Here is a 14,298-nt window from a genome sequence, read left to right on the forward strand (position 1 = left end):
CGCCACCCCGTCGGCAGGAAGCACCCCAAACCAGACACACCAAAACGAGTCAGAACCAAACAACCCGGTTAAAACTCAAGCTGAACGTAGGACTCTCGCACTCCGAACGTAGGACTCTCGTGTCCTGAACGTTGAACTCACGGGACCTGAGCGTTCGACTCTCGGGACCTGAGCGTTCGACTCGCGCGTTCGGAAGGGGGTCAGGGGCGGCCGCCGATGCGGGTGGTCAGTTCTTCCGCCGCCCGCAGTGCCTCGGCTGCCAGGTCCGGCCACGTCTCCCCGCACTCCACCTCGCACACGTGCCGGAACGTGACCGTGATCGCCGCGATCGGCCGCTCGCCGTGGTCGAACACCGGCGCGGCCACCGAAGCGAACCCCGCCGTCACGTACCCGTCCTCCACCGCCCACCCCCGCCGCCGCTCCACCCCCAACAACCGCCGCAACGCGGGCAGGTTCCGCGGCCCGCGTCCCGTCCGGTCCACGAACGGCCCCGGGAACAGCGCCCTGACCTGCGCCGCGGGCAACCTCCCCAGCACCGCCCGTCCCGACGCGGTCAGGTGCGCGGGCAGCCGCACGCCCACGTCCGACACGATCGTGGTCGGCTGCCGCGGCTGCTCCCGCACCAGGTACAGCGCCTCCGCCCCGTGCAGCACGCCGAGGTGCGCGGTCCGCCCGACCGCGTCCACCAACCGCCGCAGCACGGGCCGCGCGAGCCGTTCCAGCGGGTCGTGCCGCAGGTAGGCCGATCCGAGCTCGAACGCGGCCACGCCGAGCCCGTACCGTCGCTCCTCTGGGAAGTGGGTGGCGAACCCGGCCGCGGTCAGCTCGGCGAGCAGGTGGTAGGTCGTCGACCTGGGCAGGGACAGCTCCCGGGCCACCGCCGCCGCCGACAGCGGGCCGGGTCTGCTCGCCAGCAGCCGCAGCACCGCGAGCCCCCGGCGCAACGCCGGCACGTCGCTGCTGCCTCCCACGCGACCCATTCTCAACAAAACGGCGGCGGGGCGCATTGGAGGGGTATGACCGACAGCTTCGAGGACTTCGCCACCCGGCAGGTCACCCCGCTGCTGCGCTACGCCACGGTGCTCACGGGCGACCCGCACCTCGCCCAGGACGTCGTCCAGGAGAGCCTGCTCCGCGCCCAGCAGCGCTGGGCGCGCATCGGCTCGGTCGACGCGCCGGCCGCGTACCTCAAGCGGATGGTGACCAACGAGTACCTCGGTTGGCGCCGCCGACTCAAGGCGCACCTGCCCCTCACGGGTGTGGACCCGCCCCAACCCGACCCCACCGACCACCTCGACGAGCGGGAGGCGATGCTCCAGCGCATCGACCGGCTCCCGCGCAAGCAGAAGGTCGCCGTCGTCCTGCGCTACTACGAGGGCTGCGACGACGCCGAGATCGCCGTGGTCCTGGGCTGTGCCCAGGTCACGGTCCGCAGTCACATCTCCCGCGCGCTGGCAGTGCTGCGCGCCGACGAACGCGTGAGGCAGTCGCTGTGAACGACACCACCGAAGCCCTGATCACCGACGCCCTGCACCACCGGGCCGAGCGCACGCCGCCGCCCGGACCGGTGCTCGCCGTCCTCAACCGGCCGCGCCGGGCGCGCAAGCCGCTGCTCCTGGTGCTCGCCGCCGCCGGCACGACGGCCGCCGCCGCGGCGCTGGTGGTGGCCACCGTGAACGGGCCGACCGTCGGCCAGGCGCCCCCCGCCCAGCAGCTCGCCACCACGTCCGCGCCGGCCCCCGTCCTGGTCGCCGACGTGCCCACCCGTGCCTTCGACTACCGGCCCGAGGCGATGCTCGACGGCTACACCGAACGGGAACGCGTCATCGCCCCGTGGGGCGTGGCCCGCATCTACGCGCCCGGTGCCACGGACCCGGGCAAGCCGCTGGTCCGCTTCGCCGTCTTGACCTCCATCGCCGAGTACGTGGGCCCCAAGGTCGCGGACGCGCCGGTCGGCGACCGCACGACGGTGGGCGGCGCGCAGGCGGCCTGGTTCGGTGACAACCTGTACTGGATCGCCACCCCCGACCGCGTGCTCAGCGTCAGCCTGGAGAACGTGACCGGCGTGGACGTCCGGGCGCAGGTGCGGCGGATCGCCGACTCGGTCACCGCGGACACCACGTCGATGCGCATCCCGTTCTCGCTGAACGAGTACCCGTACGTCGAGGTGAAGGGTTCGAGCGCGACCGACTGGACGATCTCCGGCACGAGCGACGTCGACGGCGTCCGCTACGACGTGCAACTGCTGCGGACCGCGGAGGCCCCGGCCAACTCCACCCCCACCACGGTGGACGGCAGGCCCGCGCACTACACCGCCGACGGGTTCGGCCTGCTCGCCGTCCAGCTCGCACCGGACTTCCAGGTGCGCGTGAAGCCGAACGAGTTCGACCCCCGCAAGGGCCAGCCCGTGCCGCCCGGCCTGGAGACCAAGCACGCCCCGGTCGAGACGCTGGCCCGGGTGGCGGCGGCGCTGGCGGTGGACACCAACCCGGACGTGGCCTGGATCGGCACGCGGTAAGGCGGCCGGCACACCGCCCGCGGCCGGGCGAGCGGGCCGACACGACGTGGTGGGCGCTCCCCGCGCGGGAGCGCCCACCGGAGCGCCCACCCCCGCGTCACGTGCCGAACTCGATCGACCCGTCCCGCCGCCCCCGCCGGACCATGCGGTTGAAGCTCACCGCCGCCACCGCGAACCACACCGCCCCGACGCACACCTCCAGCCCGAGCTGCGCGAGCACGGTCGTCACCGGCCCTTCCGCGATGAACGCCCGGATCGCGGCCAGGCCGTGCGTCATCGGCAGCACGGAGGTGACCGCGCGCAGCCAGTCCGGCCAGAACGACGTCGGCACGTTCACCCCGCAGAACGTCATCAGCACCAGGTAGCTGAGGTTCAGCGCGAGCCACCGCGCCGACGGGAACCCGAGCACGAACGACGCCACGCACGTCCCGTAGCAGTAGCACGACAGCCCCACCACGAAGATCATCAACGGCACCGCGGCCGCCCACGGCCACGGCAGCCGCACCCCGAACAGCGGCGGCAGCACCAGGAACGCCGTGGTGGACGCCGCCACGCCCGAGCCGAGGTTCACCAGCCCCCGCCCCAGGTACACGGTGAGGTGCGAGGCCGGCGCGGCCACCATCAGCGCCAGCGTCCCCGAGTGCCGCTCGCCGACGGTCAGCAGGATGACCACGGTCGCGTCGATGGCCATGATCGCCACCAGGTTGCCGATGAGCAGGTAGTCGACCTGCTGCTGCGACCCCAGCATCCGGCCGATCAGCGCGTAGAAGCACGCCTGGATCAGCAGCCGGGACAGCCACGTGAACGTCCACGTCTTCCACGTCTGGTACGCCGAGAACATGGTCCACGAGGCGATCAGGCCGTGCTTGAGCACCCGCAGCTGGTCACGCATACGTCACCACCCCCAGCTCGCGCGCCCGGCGCAGGATCGCCGCCAGCAGCACGCGCCCGCCGACCAGCGCGGCGACGCCCAGCCCGACGATCGCCGGCAGCCGCCAGCCGACGTCGGCGACGGGCCCGGCGGCCAGGGCGTCGCGCATCAGGTCCGCCGACCACGACAGGAAGATCACGTGCGACAGCGGTTGCAGCGGCTCCGGCAGGTACTGCACCGGCACCATCACCCCGGACAGCAGGTAGATCGGGAAGCTGAGGAAGTTCAGGTAGTTGTTGCTGTTCTTCGACAGCAGCATGGACGCCGCCAGCAGCAGGCTCGTGCCGACCATCGCGAACACCGACGCCGCCATGGCCGCCCAGAACACCCACGCGTGGTGCACGACCGGCGTCACGCCGAACAGCAGCCGGCCCAGCAGCCACGTCTCGCCGAGCGGGACCACGCCGAGCACCATCACCGCCGAGATCCGGCCGAGGTAGACCGAGTGCACGGCGCCGGGGGCGGCCATGCCCAGCTCCAGCGTCGAGGTCCAGCGCTCGCCGACGAGCACGGTCGTCGCCAGCCCCGTGGCGAAGCCCCACAGCCCGATCAGCGTGGGCGCGAGGAACGCGTTGGCGACCAGGTCGGGCCGGGCCGCGTGCAGCACGATCGACAGCATCATGACCACGGTGAACGGGATCGTGCACAGCGTCAGCAGCTCGTCGGGCTGCCTGCGGAGCAGCCAGAACTGCGTGCGGACCCCGGACAGGAACAGGCGCACGCTCTACACCTCCATGCCGCGGCGGCCGATGAGGTCGAGGTAGACGTCCTCCAGCCGGGGCGGCACGGCGTGCACCGAGCGCACCCCGTGGTCCAGCAGGAAGTCCAGCACCGCGCGCGCCGCCCGGTCGTCGGTCGTCTTGACCCGCAGCACGCCGTTGCGGGTCTCGGTGTCGACGACGCCGGGGACGCCGGTGACGTCCAGCGTCGTCTCGGCCTCGACCCAGCGGTGCAGGCCGGACATCTCGGCCAGGCCGCGCGGCGACTCGGTGGCCAGCACCCGGCCCTTGTCGATCAGCGTGACGCGGTCGCAGACCTCCTCGGCCTCGTCCATGTCGTGGGTGGTGATGAGGATGGTGCGGCCCTCGTCGCGCAGCTCGCCGATGAGCTCGCGGAAGTCCCGCGCGGCGACCGGGTCCATGCCGGTGGTGGGCTCGTCGAACAGGATCAGCTTCGGGTCGCCGATGAGGCCGCGCGCCAGGTGCACGCGCTGCTTCATGCCCCGCGAGAACGTCTCCACGAGGTCGTCGGCCTTGTCGGCGAGGCCGAGGCGGGTCAGCAGCTCGTCGGCGCGGACCGCGGCCCGCGCGTCGGGGATCTTGTAGAGCGCGGCCCAGTAGCGCAGCGTCTGCCGCGCGGTGAGCTTGCCGTACAGGCCGCGCTCGCCGCCGAACACGATGCCGATGCGGGACCGGATCTCGGCCGCGCCCGCCACGACGTCGTGGCCGAGCACCTCGGCGGTGCCGGAGGTGGGCAGCAGGACGGTGGACAGGATCTTGCACAGCGTGGTCTTGCCCGCACCGTTCGGCCCGAGCAGGCCGTGGACCTCGTTCTCCGGCACGTCCAACGTGAGCCCGGCGAGCGCGGTCACCTCCTCGCCCCTGGGCCGCCAGCCCTTGCCCTTGCGGAAAGTCCTGGTCAGGTTCTGCACGCGAACACTCATCGTCACCCCCCTGGTGGTTTCCGTGACGCTACCGCCGGGCCGGGACGGGGCGGGCACTGATTAATGCCGATCCCGCACCGTCTCGGATCCCAGACACGAACGGCGGATGTCGGGTCGTGCCGATGCCGCCGCCGGGTTGAGATGGGCACATGCAGCAACCCGTGCAGCTGGGTCCGAAACCCCTGACCCGCGACGACGTCCACGCCGTGGCCCGGGGCGACGCGCGCGTGGAGATCACGGAGGCGGCCCGCGAGGCGGTCACGGCCACCCGCGCGCACATCGAGCGCCTGGCCACCGCCGAGCAGCCGACCTACGGCGTGTCCACCGGCTTCGGCGCGCTGGCGGTCCGGCACATCCCGCCGGACCGCCGCGCCGCGCTCCAGCAGTCCCTGGTCCGCTCGCACGCGGCGGGCTCCGGCCCCGAGGTCGAGCGCGAGGTCGTGCGCGCCCTGGTCCTGCTCCGCCTCAAGACGCTGACCAGCGGCCACACCGGCGTCCGGCTGAAGACCGCCGAGGCGATGGCCGCGATGCTCAACGCCGGCATCACCCCGGTCGTGCACGAGTTCGGCTCGCTGGGCTGCTCCGGCGACCTCGCGCCGCTGTCCGCCGCCGCCCTCGCCCTCACCGGCGAGGGGGACGTCCGCGACGCCGACGGCACCCTGCTCCCGGCCGCCACGGCCCTCGCCGCGGCGGGCATCGAGCCCGTCCGGCTGGCCGAGAAGGAGGGCCTGGCGCTGATCAACGGCACGGACGGCATGCTCGGCATGCTGGTGCTGGCGATCGAGGACCTGGAGTACCTGCTCGACGTCGCCGACCTGACCGCCGCGATGAGCGTGGAAGCCCTCCTCGGCACGGACCGCGTGTTCGCCGCCGACCTGCACGCCCTGCGCCCGCACCCCGGTCAGGGGCGGTCCGCGCGGCGCATGGCGGAGATCCTGCGCGGCTCCGAGATCATGGACAGCCACCGCGGTCCGGACTGCACGCGCGTGCAGGACGCCTACTCGCTGCGCTGCTCGCCGCAGGTCCACGGCGCGGCCCGGGACACCGTCTCGTACGCCGCGACGGTCGCCGACCGCGAGCTGGCGTCGTCCATCGACAACCCGGTGGTGCTGGCCGACGGCCGGGTCGAGTCCAACGGCAACTTCCACGGCGCGCCGATCGCCTACGTGCTGGACTTCCTGGCCATCCCGACCGCGGACGTGGCGAGCATCGCCGAGCGCCGCACCGACCGGATGCTGGACGTGAACCGGTCGCACGGCCTGCCGCCGTTCCTGGCGCACGACCCGGGCGTCGACTCCGGCCACATGATCGCCCAGTACACGCAGGCCGCGATCGTCAGCGAGCTCAAGCGGCTGGCCGTGCCCGCGTCGGTCGACTCGATCCCGAGCAGCGCGATGCAGGAGGACCACGTCTCCATGGGCTGGTCCGCCGCGCGCAAGCTGCGCCAGGCCGTGGACGGCCTGCGGCGGGTCCTCGCGATCGAGTTCCTGACCGCCGCACGCGCGCTCGACCTGCGCAAACCGCTCAACCCCGCCCCCGCGACCGCGGCGGCCGTGGCGAAGCTGCGCGAGCACGTCCCGGGCCCCGGGCCGGACCGCCACCTCGCGCCCGAGATCGCCGCCGCCGAAGACCTGATCCGGAACGGTTGCCCAGAATTGCGAGGAGTCCAGTGATGGTGCGCGCTGCCCGAGGAACCGAGCTGACCGCCCGCAGCTGGCCGACCGAGGCCGCCCTGCGGATGTTCCACAACAACCTCGACCCCGACGTGGCCGAGCGCCCCGAGGACCTGGTGGTCTACGGCGGCACCGGCAAGGCCGCCCGCGACTGGCCGAGCTTCCACGCCATCAGCCGCGAGCTGGCGAACCTCAAGGACGACGAGACGCTGCTCGTGCAGTCCGGCCGCCCGGTCGGCGTCATGCGCACGCACGAGTGGGCCCCGCGCGTGCTCATCGCCAACTCCAACCTCGTGCCGGACTGGGCGAACTGGCCCGAGTTCCGCCGGCTGGAGGCCGAGGGCCTGACCATGTACGGCCAGATGACGGCCGGGTCGTGGATCTACATCGGCACCCAGGGCATCCTCCAGGGCACCTACGAGACGTTCGCCGCCGTGGCCAACAAGCGGTTCAACGGCACGTTGCGCGGCACGCTCACCGTCACCGCGGGCCTGGGCGGCATGGGCGGCGCGCAACCGCTTGCGGTCACCATGAACGAGGGCGTGGCGCTCTGCATCGAGGTCGACCCGCAGCGCGCTCGCCGCCGCGTGGAGACCCGCTACCTCGACGAGATCGCGGACGACATCGACGACGCGATCACCCGCGTGCTGGCCGCGAAGTCCGAGGGCCGCGCGCTGTCGGTCGGCCTGATCGGCAACGCCGCCGAGGTGCTTCCCGAGCTGCTGCGCCGGGACGTGCCGGTGGACATCGTCACCGACCAGACCTCCGCGCACGACCCGCTGGCGTACTGCCCGAAGGGCGTGGCGGTGGAGGACTGGCCCGACTACGCGGCCAGGAAACCCGACGAGTTCACCGACCGCGCCCGCGAGTCGATGGCCGACCACGTCGAGGCCATGGTGGGCTTCCTGGACCGCGGCGCGGAGGTGTTCGACTACGGCAACTCGATCCGCGGCGAGGCCAAGGCGGGCGGCTGCGAGCGGGCGTTCGACTTCCCCGGGTTCGTGCCCGCCTACATCCGGCCGCTGTTCTGCGAGGGCAAGGGCCCGTTCCGCTGGGCCGCGCTGTCCGGCGACCCGGCCGACATCGCCAGGACCGACCGGGCGATCCTGGAGCTGTTCCCGGAGAACGAGCAGCTCGCGCGCTGGATCAAGATGGCCGGCGAGCGGGTCGAGTTCCAGGGCCTGCCCGCGCGGATCTGCTGGCTCGGCTACGGCGAGCGCCACCTCGCCGGGCTGAAGTTCAACGAGATGGTGGCCTCGGGCGAGCTGTCCGCGCCGATCGTCATCGGCCGCGACCACCTCGACTGCGGCTCGGTCGCGTCGCCCTACCGGGAGACCGAGGCGATGGCCGACGGCTCGGACGCGATCGCCGACTGGCCGCTGCTCAACGCCCTGGTCAACACGGCGTCCGGCGCGACCTGGGTGTCGCTGCACCACGGCGGCGGCGTCGGCATCGGCCGGTCCATCCACGCCGGTCAGGTGACCGTCGCGGACGGCACGCCGCTGGCGGCGCAGAAGATCGAGCGGGTGCTGACCAACGACCCGGCCATGGGCGTGATCCGGCACGTGGACGCCGGGTACCAGCGCGCGGTCGACGTGGCGGCGGAGAAGAACGTGCCGATCCCGATGAGCGCCGATGACTGACCTCGCGGACATCGCCGACGTCGGACGTGACGCGCGGCGCGGCGGTTACTCGCGGCACGGCTTCGACCCCGTCGAGCTGGAGCTGCGGGCGTGGTTCGTGGAGCAGGCCGAGCGGCGCGGGCTGGACGTGCGGCCCGACCGCAACGGCAACCTCTGGGCGTGGTGGGGCAGCCCGGGGCCGAACGCGGTGATCACCGGCAGCCACCTCGACTCGGTGCCCGGCGGCGGGGCGTTCGACGGGCCGCTGGGCGTCGTGTCGGCGTTGCAGGCGTTCGACCTGCTGCGGGCCCGCGGGTTCACGCCCTCGAAGCCGTTGGCGATCGTGGTGTTCGTGGAGGAGGAGGGCGGGCGCTTCGGCGTCGCGTGCCTCGGGTCGCGCCTGATGACGGGCGCGATCACCCCCGAGGCCGCGTGCAAGCTGGTGGACGCGGACGGCGTCACGTTCGGCGAGGCGGCCCACGCGGCCGGGTTCGACCCGTTGCGGATGGGACGGGACGACCGCGCGCTGGCCTCCGTCGGCGCGTTCGTGGAGCTGCACGTCGAGCAGGGGCGCGGGCTGGACGTGCCGGTGGGGCTGGCCAGTTCGATCCTGGCGCACGGCCGCTGGCGGTACACGTTCACCGGCGAGGGCAACCACGCCGGCGCGACGCTGATCGAGGACCGGCGCGACCCGATGCTGCCCGCCGCCGCCCTGGTGCTGGCCGCTCGTCGTGAGGCGACCGCCGGCGCGCGGGCCACGGTGGGGCGGATCGTGCCGAACCCCGGCGGCACCAACGTGATCGCGTCGTCGGTCGACGTGTGGCTGGACGCGCGGGCGGACGACGAGCCGCGCACGCGCGAGGTGGTCTCGCGGATCACCGACGCGGCCCGCTCGGCGGCGGCGGACGAGGGCTGCGAGGTGCGCGTGACCGAGGAGAGCTGGGGCGGGACCGTGCACTTCGACCCGGGCCTGATGGCGCGGGTCCGGGACGCGCTCGGCGGTGACGCGCCCGCGCTGCCGACCGGCGCGGGCCACGACGCGGGCATCCTGGCGTCGCACGTGCCGACCGCCATGCTGTTCGTGCGCAACCCGACCGGGATCAGCCACGCGCCGGAGGAGTTCGCCGAGGCGGACGACTGCGCGGCGGGCGTGGTGGCGCTGGCGACGACGTTGGAGCACCTGGCGCGATGAAGAGCTTCTGGTGCGAGCGGGCGTGGTTGCCGGACGGGATCGCGTCGCGGGTGCTGGTGCGGGTGGACCGGGGGAAGATCGTCGCCGTGTCCGCTGTGGACACGATTCCGCTCGGCGTGGAACGGCTGTACGGCTTGGTGCTCCCGGGTTTCGCCAACGCGCACTCGCACGCGTTCCACCGGGCGTTGCGCGGGCGGACGCACGGCGACGGTGGGACGTTCTGGACGTGGCGGGACCGGATGTACGCGGTGGCGGAGCGGCTGACGCCCGACTCGTACCTCCGCCTGGCCAGGGCGGTGTACGCGGAGATGGCCGTGGCCGGCGTGACGGCGGTGGGGGAGTTCCACTACCTGCACAACGGCGGGAACGAGATGGCGGAGGCGCTGCGGCAGGCGGCGCGCGACGCCGGGATCAGGCTCACCCTGTTGGACGCTTGCTATCTCGCGGGCGGGATCGGGCAGCCCGTGCGCGGGGTGCAGGAGCGGTTCTCCGACGGGACCGGTGACCGGTGGCTGGACAGGGTCGCTGAGCTGCGCGGTGACGACAACACCCGGGTCGGTGCCGCGATCCACTCGGTCCGCGCCGTGCCACGTGAAACATTGTCGCTGGTAGCGGGCGCGTTCCCCGATCGGCCGCTGCACGTCCACCTGTCGGAGCAACCGGCGGAGAACCAGGCGTGCCTGGAGGCGTACGGCATGACGCCGACCGAGCTGCTGGCCGAGGCGGGCGCGCTGACGCCGCGCACGACGGCCGTGCACGGGACGCACTTGTCCACAAAGGACATCGGATTGCTGGGGTCGACGCGCACCGGCGTGTGCTTCTGCCCGACGACCGAGGCGGACCTGGCGGACGGCATCGGCCCGGCGCGCGAGTTGGCCGACGCCGGGTCGCCGCTGTCGTTGGGCAGCGACCAGCACGCCGTGATCGACCCGTTGGTGGAAGCGCGGGCGTTGGAGCACCACGAACGCCTGCGCACGGGTGAACGCGGCCGTTTCGCACCGGCGGACCTCGTCGCGGCACTGACCAACCACGGAGCCATCGGCTGGCCCGAGGCGGGCCGGATCGAGGTGGGTGCACCGGCCGACCTGGTCGCCGTTCGGGTGAACTCGATCCGGACCGCCGGCGTCGACCCGTCACAACTGGTCCTCGCCGCCACCGCTTCCGATGTCGCCGTCGTAGTAGTAGGGGGGAAGGTCGTAGCCCGCGATGGAGTGCACGAGCAGTTGGGCGACGTGGCACGGCTCCTCACCGAGGCACTCGCCTGATCGAGTGACGGGAATCCCACTCCCCGCGGTCCCGGTCAGGATCATGGCCTCATGCCGCCACCGCGCCCGACCTTTCGCCGCAGGAAGCTGGCCCGCCGCTTGCGCCGGATGCGCGAGGCGGCGGGCATGACCATCGAGGACGCCGCAGTCGCGCTGGACAAGCACCGCAACAGCCTCTACCGCTTGGAAGCAGGGGAAACCCGGGTGGACGTCCACCTCGCCCGCTCGATGATGGACGTCTACGACCACTACGACCCGAACCTCATCGATGACGTCCGCGACGCCCTGAAGCCGCAGTGGTGGATGAAGTTCGGCATGCGCGCCATGGGTTACGTCGACCTGGAGACCGAGGCTCGGGAGACGCGCGAGCTGGCGCTGGTCTACATACCCGGCTTGCTCCAGACCGAGCCTTACATGCGGGCGATCTTCGAAGCGGATGCCTTGCGGCGAACCAGGGCCGAGTTGAAAGCCCAGGTTCAGATCCGGACCATCAGGCAGCGGCGGCTGATCGAGGAGGAGGACCCCCTGCACCTGCTCGCCCTCATCGACGAAGGCGCGTTCCACCAGGCGATCGGCGGCCCCGAGGTCATGCGCGACCAGCTCGAACACCTCGTGATCATGGCCGAGCTGAACACCGTCACCGTGCGCGTCCTGCCGAGGAGCATCGGTGCGCATGGTGGGCAGAACGGTTCCTTCACCCTGCTGGACTTCCCGGACCCGGAGGATCGGACCATCCTCTACGTGGAGTACCCGACCGGCTCCATCCAAGTCGAGGAACCCACCGAGGTGCGTCGAGCTAAGCTGCTGTTCGACCACCTGCTCGACCGAGCGCTCAGCCCGGAGGATTCGGCCTCCTTGATCGAGCAGATCATCGCCGAGCACGAATGAGAGGCGGTCTCTTGTCCACTGTGGACATCACCCGTGCGGTGTGGCGGAAGAGCAGTCACAGCGGTGGTGGCAACGAAGGCAACTGCGTCGAGGTGGCCTTCTCCGGCCCGGTGGCGGGGGTCCGGGACTCGAAGAACCCCGATGGGGGATCGCTGGCGTTCCCCGATTCTTCCTGGCAGCGGTTCCTGCGGCGGTGACGGAGGCGTCCTGTGTCCAGTGCGAGATTCACCCGTGCGGTGTGGCGGAAGAGCAGTTACAGCGACGACGGCAACAACGACAACTGCGTCGAGGTGGCCTTCTTCGGCCCGGTGGCGGGGGTTCGGGACTCGAAGAACCCCGATGGCGGGTCGGTGGCGTTTCCGGCTTCGGCGTGGCAGCGGTTCGTGCGGCGGTGAGGCGTTGGGCGGCCGGTACTTCCGGGTTCCGGACGGGCTCGTCGTCCGGGACGCCGGGGTGACGGGCATGGCGAGCGTCATCGGCGGTCTGCTCGATGGCGGCGGGTTCCCGCAGGTCTTCCGACGGTTGGACGACGAATGAGCACGCTCATCACCGGCATCGGTGAGCTGACGACCAACGACCCCGAGCTCGGCCGGCTGCACGACGCCGCGCTGGTCTTCACCGACCGGGTCGAGTGGGTCGGGTCCGCGGCGTCCGCGCCGGCCGCCGACACGCGCGTGGACGTGGAGGGGCGGGCGGTGCTGCCCGGGTGGGTGGACAGCCACACGCACCTGGTCTTCGCGGGTGACCGGACGGCCGAGTTCGAGGCGCGCATGGCCGGTATTTCGTATACAGCAGGCGGTATTGCGGTGACCGTGGACGCCACGCGCGCCGCGTCCGATCGGGATCTTGTAGACAATGTGCGACGGCTGGTGGGCGAGGCCGTCGCACAGGGGACAACCACGATCGAGACCAAGACCGGCTACGGTCTGAATATTGCAGTCGAAATGCGGTCGGCGCGGATCGCGGCGCAGGAGGTCGACGAGGTCACGTTCCTGGGCGCACACCTCGTGCCGCCGGGTGCGGACGCGGACGAGTACGTGGCGTTGGTGATCGGCGGGATGCTGGACGCCGTCGCGCCGCACGTGCGGTGGGCGGACGTGTTCTGCGAGCGCGGCGCGTTCGACGCCGACCAGTCGCGAGCCGTGCTCGAAGCCGCGAAGGCCAAGGGCCTGGGCCTGCGCGTGCACGGCAACCAGCTGGGCGAGGGGCCGGGCGTCCGACTGGCCGTCGAGCTGGGCGCGGCCAGCGTCGACCACTGCACGTACCTCTCCGCCGCCGACGTCGACGCCCTGGCGGGCTCGTCCACCGTCGCCACCCTGCTCCCGGCGTGCGACCTGTCGACCCGCCAGGCGCTGCCACCCGCCCGGACGCTGCTGGACGCGGGCGCGACGGTCGCCCTCGCCAGCAACTGCAACCCCGGCAGCTCCTACACGACCTCGATGGCATATTGCATAACGACGGCAGTGCTCCAAATGCACATGACCGTCGAGGAAGCCGTCACCGCCGCCACCCTCAACGGCGCGAAGGCGCTCGGGCGCACCGACGTCGGGCACCTCTCACCCGGTGCCCGCGCCGACGTCCACGTCCTCGACGCCCCCTCCACCACGCACTTGGCCTACCGGCCGGGCGTCCCCCTCACGCACGCGGTGTGGCGAGCAGGTCTTCGGCAGCGGTGAGGGCGGCCGACGCGCTGTCCGGCTGGGCGGCCAGCAGCGGGAGGCGGACGTCCGGCGTCGGGATGCGCCCCTGCGCGTGCAGCACGGCCTTGATCACCGTCGGGTTCGGCTCGGCGAACAGCGCCGCCGACAGCCGACCCAGCCGCCCGCCCAGGGCGCGCGCCGCGGCCACGTCACCGGCGTGCCAGGCGTCGATCAACCGGACGAACTCCCCGGTCGCCACGTGCGCCGACGCCAGGATGCCGCCGTGCGCCCCCAGTGCCAGCAGCGGCGAGATGAACGTGTCGTCCCCGCCCAGGACCGCCAGCCCCGGCAGGTTCGGCAGGTCGGCGAGCAGCTCGACGGTGTCGGCGTTGATCCCGCCCGCCGCGTACTTCACGCCCACCACCCCGGGCACGTCCGCCAGCCGCCGCAACGCGCCCGCCGACAGGTACTGGCCGGTGCGGTACGGGATGTCGTAGACGACCAGCGGCACCGGGCTGTCCGCGGCCAACCGGGTCAGGTAGGCCAGCGCACCCGCCTCACCGGGTCGGACGAACGACGGCACCACGGTCAGCGACGCCACCACCTCCGGGTGGTCGGCGAGCGCCGCCAGGGCCTGCGGCGTGTTCGCGCCGACGATCAGCGGCGCGTGCCGCTCGCGGCACACCCGCGTGACGACACCCAGCACGGCCTGCTGCTCGGCCGGCGTCAACGACGACGGCTCCCCGGTCGTGCCCAGCGCCACCAGGCCGCGCGCGCCGTCGTCCAACGCCTGCTGGGCCAGTGCCTCCAGCGCGTCGAGGGCCACGGCCCCGGACCGGTCGAACGGCGTGATCAACGGGACGTACAGGCCGGTGAGCGTCATGGGCACCACGGTGCCCGGCCGAA

Annotated in this window: 16 protein-coding genes; 11 read left to right on the forward strand and 5 right to left on the reverse strand. The window is 72.4% G+C overall.

The genetic code is table 11. The features are described 5' to 3' along the window. Positions 1-200 precede the first annotated feature (200 nt). On the reverse strand, positions 201-971 hold the full coding sequence (locus ACIQMJ_RS12480) for an IclR family transcriptional regulator (RefSeq protein ID WP_499761073.1): 771 nt from the start codon (positions 969-971) through the stop codon (positions 201-203). A gap of 45 nt (positions 972-1,016) precedes the next feature. Here ACIQMJ_RS12480 and ACIQMJ_RS12485 point away from each other — a divergent pair, with 45 nt between their 5' ends. Next, positions 1,017-1,496: a SigE family RNA polymerase sigma factor gene (locus ACIQMJ_RS12485; protein ID WP_499761074.1), complete on the forward strand. Its 480-nt coding sequence runs from the start codon at positions 1,017-1,019 to the stop codon at positions 1,494-1,496. Further along, positions 1,493-2,518: a hypothetical protein gene (locus ACIQMJ_RS12490; protein WP_499761075.1), complete on the forward strand. Its 1,026-nt coding sequence runs from the start codon at positions 1,493-1,495 to the stop codon at positions 2,516-2,518. The genes ACIQMJ_RS12485 and ACIQMJ_RS12490 overlap by 4 nt, the downstream gene beginning before the upstream one ends. A gap of 97 nt (positions 2,519-2,615) precedes the next feature. Here ACIQMJ_RS12490 and ACIQMJ_RS12495 read toward each other — a convergent pair whose 3' ends face one another. From ACIQMJ_RS12495 to ACIQMJ_RS12505, 3 genes are read right to left on the reverse strand one after another with little or no spacing between them, the layout of a single operon-like run. Then, positions 2,616-3,410 (reverse strand): ABC transporter permease, encoded by a 795-nt coding sequence (locus ACIQMJ_RS12495; protein WP_499761076.1) that lies wholly within the window; start codon positions 3,408-3,410, stop codon positions 2,616-2,618. After that, positions 3,403-4,170, reverse strand: a complete 768-nt coding sequence (locus tag ACIQMJ_RS12500) for an ABC transporter permease (RefSeq protein WP_499761077.1) — start codon at positions 4,168-4,170, stop codon at positions 3,403-3,405. Before ACIQMJ_RS12500 ends, ACIQMJ_RS12495 begins: the two co-directional genes overlap by 8 nt. Positions 4,171-4,173: 3 nt before the next feature. Continuing rightward, positions 4,174-5,112: an ABC transporter ATP-binding protein gene (locus ACIQMJ_RS12505; protein WP_499761078.1), complete on the reverse strand. Its 939-nt coding sequence runs from the start codon at positions 5,110-5,112 to the stop codon at positions 4,174-4,176. A 149-nt stretch (positions 5,113-5,261) separates the two neighbouring features. On the opposite strand from ACIQMJ_RS12505, the gene hutH reads away from it, so the two are divergent. From hutH to hutI, 9 genes are read left to right on the forward strand one after another with little or no spacing between them, the layout of a single operon-like run. After that, the gene (hutH, locus tag ACIQMJ_RS12510; protein WP_499761079.1) at positions 5,262-6,785 is read left to right on the forward strand and encodes a histidine ammonia-lyase; all 1,524 of its coding nucleotides are present in this window, start codon (positions 5,262-5,264) and stop codon (positions 6,783-6,785) included. Next, on the forward strand, positions 6,785-8,428 hold the full coding sequence (gene hutU, locus ACIQMJ_RS12515) for a urocanate hydratase (protein WP_499761080.1): 1,644 nt from the start codon (positions 6,785-6,787) through the stop codon (positions 8,426-8,428). Before hutH ends, hutU begins: the two co-directional genes overlap by 1 nt. Further along, the gene (locus tag ACIQMJ_RS12520) at positions 8,421-9,599 is read left to right on the forward strand and encodes an allantoate amidohydrolase (RefSeq protein WP_499761081.1); all 1,179 of its coding nucleotides are present in this window, start codon (positions 8,421-8,423) and stop codon (positions 9,597-9,599) included. The genes hutU and ACIQMJ_RS12520 overlap by 8 nt, the downstream gene beginning before the upstream one ends. Beyond that, positions 9,596-10,864 carry a formimidoylglutamate deiminase gene (locus ACIQMJ_RS12525; protein ID WP_499761082.1) on the forward strand — a complete coding sequence of 423 codons (1,269 nt, stop codon included), beginning with the start codon at positions 9,596-9,598 and terminating at the stop codon, positions 10,862-10,864. Before ACIQMJ_RS12520 ends, ACIQMJ_RS12525 begins: the two co-directional genes overlap by 4 nt. A 51-nt stretch (positions 10,865-10,915) precedes the next feature. Further along, entirely contained in the window at positions 10,916-11,752 is an 837-nt protein-coding gene (locus ACIQMJ_RS12530) for a helix-turn-helix domain-containing protein (RefSeq protein WP_499761083.1), read from the forward strand. Further along, positions 11,749-11,949, forward strand: a complete 201-nt coding sequence (locus ACIQMJ_RS12535; protein WP_499761084.1) for a DUF397 domain-containing protein — start codon at positions 11,749-11,751, stop codon at positions 11,947-11,949. Before ACIQMJ_RS12530 ends, ACIQMJ_RS12535 begins: the two co-directional genes overlap by 4 nt. 12 nt (positions 11,950-11,961) lie before the next feature. Next, on the forward strand, positions 11,962-12,147 hold the full coding sequence (locus ACIQMJ_RS12540; RefSeq protein WP_499761085.1) for a DUF397 domain-containing protein: 186 nt from the start codon (positions 11,962-11,964) through the stop codon (positions 12,145-12,147). A 4-nt stretch (positions 12,148-12,151) separates the two neighbouring features. Next, positions 12,152-12,289: a hypothetical protein gene (locus tag ACIQMJ_RS12545; protein ID WP_499761086.1), complete on the forward strand. Its 138-nt coding sequence runs from the start codon at positions 12,152-12,154 to the stop codon at positions 12,287-12,289. Beyond that, the gene (gene hutI, locus ACIQMJ_RS12550; RefSeq protein ID WP_499761087.1) at positions 12,286-13,428 is read left to right on the forward strand and encodes an imidazolonepropionase; all 1,143 of its coding nucleotides are present in this window, start codon (positions 12,286-12,288) and stop codon (positions 13,426-13,428) included. Before ACIQMJ_RS12545 ends, hutI begins: the two co-directional genes overlap by 4 nt. Here the strand turns inward: hutI and ACIQMJ_RS12555 are convergent. Next, positions 13,388-14,275, reverse strand: a complete 888-nt coding sequence (locus tag ACIQMJ_RS12555) for a dihydrodipicolinate synthase family protein (RefSeq protein ID WP_499761088.1) — start codon at positions 14,273-14,275, stop codon at positions 13,388-13,390. The two genes, hutI and ACIQMJ_RS12555, sit on opposite strands and share 41 nt — an antisense overlap. Positions 14,276-14,298: the final 23 nt, after the last annotated feature.

Origin of the sequence: Actinosynnema sp. NPDC091369 (assembly GCF_044757065.1) — a bacterium.
Lineage (GTDB): Bacteria > Actinomycetota > Actinomycetes > Mycobacteriales > Pseudonocardiaceae > Actinosynnema.